Source organism: Amycolatopsis sp. NPDC049868, from assembly GCF_044461365.1.
In the GTDB taxonomy this organism is placed as follows: Bacteria; Actinomycetota; Actinomycetes; order Mycobacteriales; family Pseudonocardiaceae; genus Amycolatopsis.
In genome coordinates this window covers 1562991-1575440 of the sequence record NZ_JBITKV010000001.1, presented here as the reverse complement: position 1 = coordinate 1575440, position 12450 = coordinate 1562991, and the positions used below count along the sequence as shown (strand labels likewise).

Genomic DNA, 12450 nt, shown 5'->3' with positions numbered 1-12450 from the left:
TGCGCCCAGGGGGGGCCCACACCCCCAGTGGCGCGCGTTGTGTGGCCCCCATTGGGGGTGGCGCCCCACGGCGACCGAGGGAGCTCGCAGGTCTCCTGTCCCTAGGCCGAGGGTGAGCCGAGCACCACGACGGAAAACTCGTTCCCGTCGGGATCCGCCATCTCCAGCCGTCCGTCCCGGTCGGTGCCGAGCCGGGTCGCGCCGAGCGAAACCAGCCGCTCGACTTCGGAAACCGGGCCGGTCAAAACGAAACGCAGCCGGTTCGGCCCGGTCTTCGGCGTGAACGGCGGACCGCCCCAGGTGATCTTCGGGCCACCGTGCGGCGACCGGATCGCCGTCTCCTGGTCTTGATCCCACACCAGCGGCCAGCCGAGCGCCTTGCTCCAGAAGTAGCCGACTTCCTGCGAACCGTCGCTCGCGACGGCGCCGACGAAACCGCATTCGGCGAGGAAGCCGTTGCCCGGCTCGATGACGCAGAACTCGTTGCCCTCGGGGTCGGCGAGCACCACGTGCTTCTCCTCGGGAAGCTGGCCGATGTCGATATGCCTGCCGCCGAGTTCGAGTGCCTTCGCGACCGTCCGCCGCTGGTCGTCCAGTGACTCGCTCGTCAGGTCGAAATGCATCTGGTTCTGGCGGGTCTTCGGTTCGTCGCTTCGTACGAAACTCAGCCGGAAACCGGTGTCCTCGATCGCCCGGCCGAGCAGTCCGGACCAGAACCGTTCGAGAGCGTGCGGATCGTGCGCGGCGATGTCGAGCGCGTGCAGGGTGGCGGCCATAAGCGACGTTAAGAACAGCGGCGACCGGCACGCAACCGGTTTAAGTACATGAAGGCCCCCTTCCTGTACCCAGGCGCAAGGAAGGGGGCCTTCATGTACTTAGAGGATCAGCAGGAGACGCCGGGCCGCCCGTTCTCCACCCGCGCGGTCAGCGTCCGCAGGAACGACGGATCCCCGTCCGCGGTGACCTTCACGTCGTACCAGCCGCCCGAAACCGGCCAGTCCACCGTGACCGAACGCCCGGCCCCGACTCGCACGACCCGCGTGAACCGCGAAGACGACAGCCGCAGCGTCAGCGCCGAAGTGCCCGAGTTGGACAGCTTGAACTCGACGCCCGAACGCCACGTCAGGAACCGGGTCCGGACATCGACGCCGGCGGCGGCCCCTGACCGGCTGCCGCGCAGTTCCCACCACGACCGGTTCGGACCCTGTACGACGACGCGGTACTCGTCACCGGGCAGCTTCACGAGTTCCGGCGCCTCGCCGCGGACGTCGCGGTGCACGGGCTCGGCGAACTCGCCCTTGTACGGGTACAGCGCGAAATGCGCCGAAGACGAGCCGCTGTTCGCCAGCGAGAGCGCCAGATTCCCCGACTTGTCCACCGCTCCGGACACCGAAACCTGGTACGGCAGCGGACGGGACGGCCGGTTGCCGGGTTCGGCCACGGGCAGGCTCTGCTCCGCCGGGGCGGACGGCCGCCAGCGGCTGATCGGCGCGGGCACCGGGCCGGGCCGGTTCACCCGCGGCTGACGTCCGGCGCGCGAGAAGTCGAAGGCGCCGGTGAGGTCGCCCGCGACGGTCCGCCGCCACTTGCTGATATTCGGCTCGGCGATCCCGGTCCAGCGTTCGAGGAACCGCAGCACCGAGGTGTGGTCGTACACCGTGGAGTCGACGTGGCCACCGATCGACCACGGCGAGACGACCGTCATCGGCACTCGCGGGCCGAAGCCGAGTGGCTGGCCGTTGAAGTGGTCCGCGTCGTTGGCCGCGTTCTCCGGCGGCATGGGCGGCGGGACGTGGTCGAAATACCCGTCGTTCTCGTCGAAATTGATCAGCAGCACCGTCTTCGACCACGTCTCGCGATCGGACGCCAGCGCGTCGAGGACGCGGTAGATCAGGTTCGCGCTGCCGACCGGAGTGGACGCGCCGGGGTGCTCGGAGTCCTTCGCGGACGGCACCAGCCAGCTCACCGCGGGCAGGCGCCGCGCCTGGATGTCCGCCTTCAGCCGGGTCACCAGTGTCTCCGGCTCGCTGCGGTACATGGCCTTCTGGAACAGGTTCCGCTCGGCGGGCGTCAGCTTGGCGACCCCGGCTTCGAACTGCGCCAGCAGTTTCGCGCGCTCCTCGGCGGTCTTCTTGGGAAGCGCGTCGTAGAACTCCTCGGTGGTGCGGAACTTCTCCTCGACCGAGGCCAGGATCTTCGTGCCGACCTTCTTGAACGGTACGAAGTACTCGACCGCGTTGTCGGTGAAGTTGTCCCACTCCTGGTAGATCTGCCACGGCACCCCGGCGGCTTCGAGGCGCTCCGGGTACGTCGTCCAGTCGTAGCCCTTGTGATCGTAGGAGTACGCCGCGTTCGTGACCGCGCGGTTGGTCGTGCTGCCCGGTTCGAATCCCGTCGTCCCCGTCCACAGGAAGTTCCGGTTCGGGTTGGTGGAGCCGAAGACCGAGCAGTGGTAGGCGTCGCAGATGGTGAACGTGTCGGCGAGTTCGTACTGGAGCGCGATGTCGCGGCGCTCGTAGTAGGTCATGGTGGCGGGCGTCTTCGCCGCGATCCAGCCATTGTTCCAGCCGCGTGCCCACGCCTTGCCGCTGCCGTTCCAGCTGTGGTCGAGGTCACCGAGGTACTGGATGTCGTCCGCGTTCCGCCCGGCGAGTTCGGCCGCCTTGCGCACCGAGAACGGCAGCACCGTGCCACCGGCGGGATTCGGCTGCTCGAACACCGATCTCCCCGACGGCAGTTCGAGCGGACGCGGGTCGGAGAAGCCGCGGACACCGCGCAGGCTGCCGTAGTAGTGATCGAACGACCGGTTCTCCTGCATCAGCACGATCACGTGCTCGATGGCGTCGAGGCCGCCCCGCCGCATGGGTTCGGCCATGGCGGCGTGCACGGACGGCGGGAGAAGGGTGGTGGCGGCCGCGGCGCCGGTGGCGCCCAGCAACGTACGACGTGACAGTTCAGGCATGCCGGAACCTTGTCCCAGGAACATGAACGTCACAAGAACCGAACAGGTCGACTCGGAGTCGTAGCCGGGTGGTGACACCGCGTCGATCCGCCGTTCCGGGCTTGGTCTCCGGCGGTCACTGTGTTTAGAGTATGCGGCCCGTACGAACCCCTGGATGGCCGTGTTTCCTGATCATCACAACGAAAACGAGAGTGGGGGAGACCCCGCGAGACCGGTGTTCGTCGACCCCAGCGGCCGTCGCCGCACCATCGTCCGGCGGATCGCGATCGGTGCCTGCGCGGTCGTCGTCGGCTATGGGATCCTTCTCACCGCAGCACTTTTCGGGGCGCCGACCCTGCCTTCCGCGCTGATCCCCGCGCCGCCGCCCGCGCCCTCGGCGACCACCGAGCCGCCGCCCGAGACGACTTCGTCCGGCCCCAGGCCCACGTCTTCGCGGCCCGATTCGCCCGCCACCGAGCGTGAGCAGGCGGATACGAGCACCGGCCGGCCCTCGCCGGTGAACCCGGTCTCATCCGGGACGACACCGCCGGGACTCACGAGCACCTCCTCGCCGGGCACCGAGCGCCGCAACAGCCGCGCGCCCGACGTCCCGCCAGGACAGACGAGGACCGCGCCTCCCGGCAACGGGCACTAGCAGCAAGGAACCCTCTTGTCCCACCATCGGCGGTTGCCGCCGCCCAAGGCACATTGGGCGCTCCTGGCGACCCTCCTGTTCGCCGTCACCGTCCTGCTGGGGTTGACCGCACTGGTCGGGGGCGGGTTCGCCGCCGACGGGACGCCCAGGACACTGTCCGCGACGGAGGTCCCGGCCGCGGTGCGCGACGGCGGCCCGATCATCGACCCGCGCGGAGCCGAGCCCGTCACTTCCCGGCTCCGGCCCAAGACGGTGGCGCTCACCTTCGACGACGGTCCCGATCCGGAATGGACGCCACGGGTCCTCGACGTCCTCGCCCGGCACGGGGTCCACGCCACGTTCTTCGTGACGGGCGGGCAGGTGACGCGTCATCCCGGGCTGACGGCGGACATCGTCCACCGTGGTCACGAACTGGGGAACCACACCGCCACCCACACCGACCTCGGCGCGGCCGGGGACGTCCGGGCGCAGATCGAACTCCGGGCCACCGACCTCGCCATCGCCGGTGCCGCCGGGACGGGGACTTCGCTGGTCCGGCCGCCCTACTCCTCGACCGCCGACGCGATGGACGACGCGGGCTGGCGCGCGGCGAGCCGCCTCGGCGGCGAGGGCAGGCTGATCGTGCTGTCCGAACTCGACTCCCAGGACTGGCGGCGGCCCGGCGTCGACGCCGTCGCCGCCGCGATCACCCCTCGGACGGACGACGGCGCCGTCGTCCTCCTGCACGACGCGGGCGGCGACCGTTCGGAGAGCCTCGCCGCGCTCGACCGCGTGATCCCCGATCTCAAGGCCAAGGGCTGGCGGTTCGACACCGTCAGCGGGGCCGCCGGGCTCACCGGGACCACGGCCGGAGTGGACGGACTCACCCGCTTCGGCGGCTGGCTGCTGATCGCCGCAGTCCAGACGGGCGAAGCCCTTTCGGCGGCGCTGGGCTGGCTGCTCATCGCCGCGAGTGTGCTCGCCCTCCTGCGCACCGCCCTGGTCCTGGTCACCACGGCGATCCACGTCAGACGGGGGAGGACCGCGCCGTCGCGACCACCGGTGCGGGAACCGGTGACCGTGATCGTCCCCGCCTACAACGAAGAGGCCGGGATCGAGGCGACCATCCGCTCGATCCTCGCCTCCGACCACCATCCGACCTGGGTGATCGTCGTCGACGACGGATCCACCGACGGCACCGCCGACGTCGTCGAGCGGCTCGCCCTGCGCCGGGTCATGCTGATCCGGCAACGGAACGCGGGCAAACCGGCCGCGCTCAACACCGGCCTCGCCGCCGCCCGCACCGAACTGGTGGTCATGGTCGACGGCGACACCGTGCTCGAACCCGGCACCGTGGGCGCGGTCGTGCGAGCGTTCGCCGATCCCACGGTCGGCGCGGTTTCGGGCAACGCCAAGGTCGCCAACCGCGGCGGGCTGCTCGGCCGCTGGCAGCACATCGAATACGTCATCGGCTTCAACCTCGACCGGCGCATGTACGACGTCGGCGAATGCATGCCGACGGTGCCCGGCGCGGTCGGCGCCTTCCGCCGCTCGGCGGTGCTCGCGCTCGGCGGCGTCCCCGAGGACACCCTCGCCGAGGACACCGACCTCACGATGGCGCTGGAGCGCGACGGCTGGCGGGTGGTCTACGAACAGGAGGCCCGCGCCTGGACCGAGGCGCCCGCGACGCTGGGGCAGCTGTGGAAACAGCGCTACCGCTGGTGCTACGGCACGCTCCAGGCGATCTGGAAGCATCGGGGCGCGGTCGTCGCCAAGGGCGCGGCGGGCAGGCTCGGCCGCCGCGGCATCCCGTATCTGCTGCTGTTCCAGGTGGCGCTGCCCGTACTCGGGCCGTTCGTCGACGTCGCCGCCCTTTTCGGCGTGCTGACCGGGGACTGGAAGACGGCCTTGCTGTACTGGTCGGTGTTCCTGCTGCTGCAGCTCGTCCCGGGCGTGATCGCCTTCCGGCTCGACGGGGAATCGCTCCGCCCACTGCTTTTCCTTCCCCTGCAACAGTTCGTCTACCGTCAGCTGATGTACCTCGTCGTCATCCAGTCGGTGATGACGGCGCTGGCGGGTGCCCGGCTGCCCTGGCACAAACTCGATCGCCTCGGCCAGAGCGCTCCGCCGGGTTCACTTGTGGACGCTGAGTGACCGTCCGGCGGGGTGGCACCGCCGGAGGGCCGCCTGCGCGGTAACCTCACGGGCACCAAAGACCGCAGACCCTTGAGGAGGGCCCGTGTCGGCAGGGCAGATCGCCGCGCTGATCGCCGCAGGAGCATTCGTCGTACTCGTCGTGCTGCTGGCGATCGTGCTGTTCAAGCTCGGCCGGACCCTGGACGAGGCCACGATCGCCATCCGCAAGGCGCACGAGAACACCGACCCGCTGCTGATCGGCGCGAACGAGACGATCACGCACGTCAACACGCAGCTGGAGCGGGTCGACGGCATCACCGCCAACGCGCAGGCCGTCTCCGGCAACGTGTCCGCGCTGTCGTCGGTGTTCACCGCGACGCTCGGCGGTCCGCTGGTGAAGACGGCCGCGCTGTCCTACGGCCTCAGCAAGGCCATCAAGGCCCGCCGGAAGAAGGCGGAAGCGAAAGCCTCCCGCCCGGCGAAGAAGCGGGGCCGCAAATGAAGCGCCTGTTCTGGCTCGGCGTCGGCGTGGTCGCCGGCGTCGCCCTGTCACGCAAAGCGACCGAAACCGCTCGCCAGGCCACGCCGGCGGGGTTAGCCTCGAACCTGGGCGACGCCGTGCGGGAACTCGCGGGCGCCGTCGGTTCGTTCGGCGCGGAGGTCCGCGCCGGGATGAGCGAACGGGAACAGGAGTTGCACGACATGGTGTCCGAACGGACCGGCTTGAGCACGGCCCCCGTGACCGAGGGCAGGCACGCGGCGCAGTCGCGGCGCCCGGTCCGGCGAGCTCGCCGGGCGGAGGGCTGACCGGGTCGCGTCCGCGACCGGAACCCCAGCCCTTCGCCGTCCTCGCCTGTCCGCATTCCCAGCGCATTCGCGCGAGCCCGTATACAAGGACGATCCCGTGGAAACACACGAAATCACCCAGCGTTTTCTGAGCCATTTCGAGAACAAGGGACATACGCGCGTCCCGAGCGCGCCGCTGATCCTCGACGACCCGAACCTGCTGTTCGTCAACGCGGGCATGGTCCAGTTCAAGCCGTACTTCCTCGGCGAGGCCCCGCCGCCGTACCCGCGCGCGACCAGCGTCCAGAAATGCGTCCGCACGCCGGACATCGACGAGGTCGGCAAGACGACCAGGCACAACACGTTCTTCCAGATGGCCGGGAACTTCTCCTTCGGCGACTACTTCAAGGAAGGCGCCATCGAGTACGCCTGGGAGCTGATCACCAAGCCCCAGAGCGAAGGCGGCTACGGCCTCGACCCGGCGCGCATCTGGGCGACCGTCTACGAGGACGACGCCGAGGCGGCGGGCCTGTGGAAGAAGCTCACCGGCCTGCCCGGCGAGCGGATCCAGTCCCGTGACGGCAAGGACAACTACTGGGACATGGGCGTACCCGGTCCCGGCGGCCCGTGCTCGGAGATCTACTACGACCGCGGCCCCGGCTACGGCCGCGAGGGCGGCCCGGTCGCCGACGAGGACCGCTACATCGAGATCTGGAACCTCGTCTTCATGCAGGACGTGCGGGGCGACAAGAGCCCGAAGCACGGCAACAAGCCGATCGGCGAGCTGCCGAAGAAGAACATCGACACCGGCATGGGCGTCGAGCGGGTCGCGACGATCCTGCAGGGGGTCGAGAACGTCTACGAGACCGACCTCGTCCGCCCGGTGATCGGCCGCGCCGAGGAGTTCTCCGGCCGCCGCTACGGCTCCGACCACACCGACGACGTCCGCTTCCGCGTCATCGCCGACCACGCCCGCACCGGTGTGCTGCTCATCGGCGACGGCGTCACCCCGGGCAACGACGGCCGCGGCTACGTGCTGCGCCGTCTGCTCCGCCGCATCATCCGCTCCGCACGCCTGCTCGGCGTGCACGAGCCGGTGCTGCCCGCCTTCGCCGCGGTCGTCCGCGACACGATGGGCCCGACGTACCCCGAGCTGGTCTCCGGTTTCGACCGCATCGAGGACGTCGTGCGCGTCGAGGAGGAGGCCTTCCTCTCCACGCTCACCAGCGGTTCGCGCATCTTCGACCTCGCGGCCGAGGAGACCAAGCGGTCCGGCGGTTCGCTGCTGGCCGGTGACAAGGCGTTCCAGCTGCACGACACCTACGGCTTCCCGATCGACCTGACCCTGGAGATGGCGTCGGAGCAGGGCCTGACCGTCGACGAAGAGGGCTTCCGCACGCTCATGAACGAGCAGCGGCAGCGCGCGAAGGCCGACGCGGCGTCGCGCAAGACCGGTCACGGCGACCTGTCCGAGTACCGCAAGGTGCTGGAGCAGCACGGTGAGACCGAGTTCCTCGGCTACACCGACCTGCAGGCCGAGGCGAAGGTCGTCGCGCTGTTGGAAGACGGCGTCCCGGTGCGCAGCGTCGGCGCGGGCAAGAAGGCGGAGCTGGTTCTGGACCGCACGCCGTTCTACGCCGAGAGCGGTGGCCAGGTCGCCGACACCGGCGTGCTGCTCGGCGACGGCGTCGAGCTCAAGGTCCACGACGTGCAGAAGATCGTGCCCGGCCTGTTCGTGCACCGCGTCGAGGTGCTCGACGGCGAGATCGCCCTCGGCGGCGCGCTGACCGGTTCGGTCGACCAGCACCGCCGCCTGTCGATCGAGCGGTCGCACTCCGCGACGCACCTGGTGCACGCCGCCGTGCGCGGCGCGTACGGCAAGCGCGCGGCGCAGGCCGGTTCGCTGAACTCGCCGGGCCGGATGCGCTTCGACTTCACCACCTCCGGCGGGGTGTCGGCCGACGTGCTCACCGAGGTCGAGGAGGAGGTCAACGACTACCTCCAGACCAACGTCGAGGTGAACACCTTCGTCACCACGAAGGACAAGGCCCTCGAACTGGGCGCGGTCGCGCTGTTCGGCGAGAAGTACGGCAACGACGTCCGCGTCGTCGACATGGGCGAGTACTCCCGCGAACTCTGCGGTGGCACCCACGTCGACCGCATCGGCCAGCTCGGCCTGGTGAAGCTGGTGGGCGACTCGTCCATCGGTTCCGGTGTGCACCGCGTCGAGGCGCTCGTCGGCTCGGACGCGCTCAAGTACGTCCGCAAGGAGCAGCTGCTCGTCTCGCAGCTCGCGAACACCTTCAAGGTGCCCTCGGAGCAGCTGCCGTCGCGGATCGACGACGTGCTCACCCGGCTCAAGAACGCCGAGAAGGAGATCGAGCAGCTGCGCACCCAGCAGGTGCTCGGCTCGGCGGGCTCGCTCGCGGACAAGGCCGAGGACATCGGCGGGATCGCGGTCGTCGCGGAGAAGCTCGGCGAAGGCGTCGACTCGAACGGTCTGCGCGCGCTGGCTTCGGACATCCGCGGCAGGCTCGGCAACCGGCCCGGCATCGTCGCGCTGTTCGCCCCGCAGGGCGAGAAGGTCGCCTTCGTCGTCGCCACCACGAAGGCGGCGCAGGAGAAGGGCGTCGCGGCGGGCAAGCTCGTCCCGTCGTTCGCCGAGGCGATCGGTGGCCGTGGCGGCGGCAAGCCGGATATGGCCCAAGGCGGGGGTACCAACCCTGCCGGGGCCGAACAGGCCATCGCCTCACTGCGCGCGGCGGTCGCCCAAGTTGGCTGACGACGCCCCTCAGCGGCGCCCGGATCGGCCAGGGGAGTCCGATCCGGGGCGCGGCAGGCGGCTCGGGGTGGATGTCGGATCCGTCCGGGTCGGGATCGCGCTCAGCGATCCCGACCCCATCCTCGCGAGCCCGCTCGTTACCCTCACTCGCGACGCGGCGGGCGACAAGGACGTCGACCAGCTCGTCGAACTCGTCACGGAACACGACGTGGTCGAAGTCGTCGTCGGCCTGCCGAGGACGCTCAAGGACCGTCACGGCCCGGCGGCCGAAGCGGCACTCGACTACGCCGGAAAGCTCGCCGCCAGGATCGCCCCGGTGCCGGTGCGACTGGCCGACGAGCGGTTGACCACGGTGACGGCATCCAGGATGCTGTCGCAGCGTGGGGTGAAGGGACGTAAGCAACGTGCCGTCGTCGATCAGGCGGCCGCGGTCGAGATCCTGCAGGCGTGGATCGACGCGGTAGCGGCACATCGCGCACGGAAGGGCGATACATGACCGAGCCCCACGGCCGGCCCGAGCGCCGTCAGGGCGGTAGACGACGGTTGCGGGAGCCTGAGGAGGCCATCCAGCCACCGGCTCCGCCTCGTCGACGGCCCGAACCCCAGCCGACGGGACGACGGCATATCCGCGAGGAACCGTCGGAGCCGCCCGCGCGGCGTCCGGCGGAAGAACCGCCGCGTGCCCGCCGGTCGCCGGAAGAACCGCCACCGCGCGTCCGGCGCGCCGCCGACGAGCCGCAGGTACAGCGTCCGGCTCCGGCAAGGCGGGCTCCGGAACAGGCGGTCCCTCCGCCACCTCCAGCGCCGCAGCGGCGGTCCCCCCAGCCGGGTGACCGGGGTATCGGCATGCCCGCCTACGCCCAGGACGAGGCCCCCCGTCCCGGCCGCCGCAGGCGCCGCGAGGACGACGGTCCGCTCCCGGACGAGCGGCCGACCGACATCCTCCCCGCGATCCAGGAGGCGCCGATGGCACGGCGCCCCGGTGCGGCTCCTTCTTCGCCGCCTCAAGGCAGCGAAGAGGAATACAACGAGATCTTCGGCGACGACGCGTACGACGACTATGACGAGTACGACGACTACGAGGATTACGAGGACTACGACGACGAGGACCGTGCCGAGCCGGAACGCATCGAGGACGAGCGCCCGGAACGTCAGGGGCCGCCGCCCAAGAAGCGCCGGAAGAAGCGCGCGCTGGGCTGGATCGCCGCGCTGACGGTGCTCGTCCTGCTCGCCGGTGGTGCCTACTACGGTTTCACCGAGATCTTCGGCTACGACGACTACGAGGGCGCCGGCGAGAGCGACGTCCTCGTCGAGGTGGAGAAGGGCGACTCGACGTCGGCGATCGGCAACCGGCTGCAGGCGGCCGGGGTGGTCGCCAGCGGCAAGGCGTTCGTGAAGGCGGGCGAGGACAACACCGCCGTTTCACGGCTCCAGCAGGGCTACTACGTCATGAAGACGAAGATGTCCGGTGCCAGCGCGGTCGAGAAGATGATCGCCCCCGCGTCGAAGGTCGGCCAGGTCGAGATCCGGCCGTACACCCAGTTCCACGACATCACCCAGCCCGACGGCAAGGTGACGCCCGGGGTGTACACGTTGCTGTCCAAGGCTTCCTGCGCCGACCTGAACGGCAAGAGCACCTGTCTCCCGGTCGAGGAACTGCGCAAGACGATCGAGACCGCGGATCTGGCGAAACTGGGCGTCCCGGCGTGGGCCGTCGAGCCCGCCACGAAGGCCGAGCACAAGGACCGCCGCCTCGAAGGGCTGATCGCACCGGGCATCTACAACATCAAGCCCGGCTGGACGGCCGAAGAACTGCTCACCTTCGTCGTCAAGACGTCGGCGGACCGTATCCTCAACGCCGGGCTGAGCGAGCAGTCGAAGGGCGAGGGCAAGTCGCCGTACGAGACGCTGATCATCGCGTCGATCATCGAACGCGAGGCGGTGAAGGCCGACTTCGGGAAGATCTCGCGGGTCATCTACAACCGGATCGACGAGAAGATGCGGCTTGAGATGGACTCGACGGTCAACTACGTCCTCGACCGGCCGACCCTGCTCACCAAACCCGAAGAACGGGAAAAAGCGGGCGCCTACAACACCTACAAGTCGGTGGGCCTGACCCCGACCCCGATCGCGGTGCCGAGCGCGGAGGCGATCCAGGCCGCGTTGAAGCCGACGGCGGGGGAGTGGCTGTTCTTCGTCAAATGCGAGAAGAACGGACTCTCCTGCTTCGCGGTGACCTTCGAGGACCACCGGAAGAACCGAGATGACGCGGTGAGGCGTGGTGTCATCTGACCGCAAGGCCGCGATCCTCGGGAAACCGGTCGAACACTCGCTCTCGCCCGTCCTGCACGGCGCCGCCTTCCGCGCGCTGGGCCTGGACGGCTGGACCTACGAGCGGGTCGAGATGGACGGCCCTGGCCTGCCCGCGTTCGTCGACGGTCTCGGTCCGGAGTGGACCGGGCTTTCGGTGACCATGCCCGGCAAACGGGCCGCGCTGGAGTACGCCGGCGAGGTCACGCCGCGCGCGGCCGCCGTCGGCGCGGCGAACACGCTGGTGCGCCGGGAAACCGGCTGGCTGGCGGACTGCACCGACGTCGACGGCGTCACCGAGGCGCTGCGGATCGCGGGGGAGTACTCGCCCGGTGCCGACGACGCCGCCGTCGTCCTCGGCGCGGGCGGGACGGCCGCCGCGGCCGTCGTCGGGCTGGCCTCGCTCGGCGTGCGGACGGTCCGGCTCGTCGTGCGGGATCCGGCGCGGGCGACGGAAACGGTCGAGGCGGCTCAGCGGGCCGGGCTCGACGTCGAGGTCCTGCGCTGGGCCGACGCCGGCTTCGGGAAGCTCGCGGACGGCTCCGCGGTGCTGGTGAACACCGTGCCCCCGGACGCCGTCCGGCCGCATCTGGCGGAGCTGTCCAGGATCGGATGCGTCCTCGACGTCATCTACCACCCCTGGCCGACCGCGCTCGCCGAAGCCGTCGCCGAGCGGGGCGGGCGGCTCGCGACCGGGCTGGACATGTTGCTGCATCAGGCTTTCGGGCAGTCCGAGTACTTCACCGGACAGCCCGCGCCGCGGGCGGAGATGCGGGACGCCCTGCGTGAGGCGACCGGCGGGATTCTTTCTCTGCCGATCGGCTGACAAGATCTCCCGGTGGCCAGGTTGCACGGCTTGGC

Annotated in this window: 10 protein-coding genes; 8 read left to right on the top strand and 2 right to left on the bottom strand. The window is 70.0% G+C overall.

What is annotated here, in order from left to right:
* Window positions 1-101: 101 nt before the first annotated feature.
* A complete protein-coding gene (locus ACIBTM_RS07495) occupies window positions 102-776 on the bottom strand; it encodes a VOC family protein (protein WP_395875668.1) in 675 nt (224 codons plus the stop codon).
* Between the two features lie 107 nt (window positions 777-883).
* On the bottom strand, window positions 884-2962 hold the full coding sequence (locus ACIBTM_RS07490; RefSeq protein ID WP_395875667.1) for a phosphocholine-specific phospholipase C: 2079 nt from the start codon (window positions 2960-2962) through the stop codon (window positions 884-886).
* A 154-nt stretch (window positions 2963-3116) separates the two neighbouring features.
* Between ACIBTM_RS07490 and ACIBTM_RS07485 the strand changes: the two genes are divergently transcribed.
* The 8 genes from ACIBTM_RS07485 (at window position 3117) to ACIBTM_RS07450 (ending at window position 12415) form a co-directional block, all read left to right on the top strand.
* The gene (locus tag ACIBTM_RS07485) at window positions 3117-3596 is read left to right on the top strand and encodes a hypothetical protein (protein ID WP_395875666.1); all 480 of its coding nucleotides are present in this window, start codon (window positions 3117-3119) and stop codon (window positions 3594-3596) included.
* 15 nt (window positions 3597-3611) lie between these two features.
* Window positions 3612-5729: a bifunctional polysaccharide deacetylase/glycosyltransferase family 2 protein gene (locus tag ACIBTM_RS07480; protein WP_395875665.1), complete on the top strand. Its 2118-nt coding sequence runs from the start codon at window positions 3612-3614 to the stop codon at window positions 5727-5729.
* Window positions 5730-5814: 85 nt separating this feature from the next.
* Entirely contained in the window at window positions 5815-6213 is a 399-nt protein-coding gene (locus ACIBTM_RS07475) for a DUF948 domain-containing protein (RefSeq protein WP_007031187.1), read from the top strand.
* Entirely contained in the window at window positions 6210-6518 is a 309-nt protein-coding gene (locus tag ACIBTM_RS07470; protein WP_037343894.1) for a hypothetical protein, read from the top strand. Before ACIBTM_RS07475 ends, ACIBTM_RS07470 begins: the two co-directional genes overlap by 4 nt.
* A 97-nt stretch (window positions 6519-6615) precedes the next feature.
* Window positions 6616-9279, top strand: a complete 2664-nt coding sequence (alaS, locus tag ACIBTM_RS07465; RefSeq protein WP_395875664.1) for an alanine--tRNA ligase — start codon at window positions 6616-6618, stop codon at window positions 9277-9279.
* Complete coding sequence (ruvX, locus tag ACIBTM_RS07460; protein ID WP_043848020.1) at window positions 9272-9775, top strand: Holliday junction resolvase RuvX; 504 nt, start codon at window positions 9272-9274, stop codon at window positions 9773-9775. The genes alaS and ruvX overlap by 8 nt, the downstream gene beginning before the upstream one ends.
* Window positions 9776-10125: 350 nt before the next feature.
* The gene (mltG, locus tag ACIBTM_RS07455; protein ID WP_395875820.1) at window positions 10126-11571 is read left to right on the top strand and encodes an endolytic transglycosylase MltG; all 1446 of its coding nucleotides are present in this window, start codon (window positions 10126-10128) and stop codon (window positions 11569-11571) included.
* Window positions 11558-12415 (top strand): shikimate dehydrogenase, encoded by an 858-nt coding sequence (locus tag ACIBTM_RS07450; RefSeq protein WP_395875663.1) that lies wholly within the window; start codon window positions 11558-11560, stop codon window positions 12413-12415. Before mltG ends, ACIBTM_RS07450 begins: the two co-directional genes overlap by 14 nt.
* Window positions 12416-12450 lie beyond the last annotated feature (35 nt).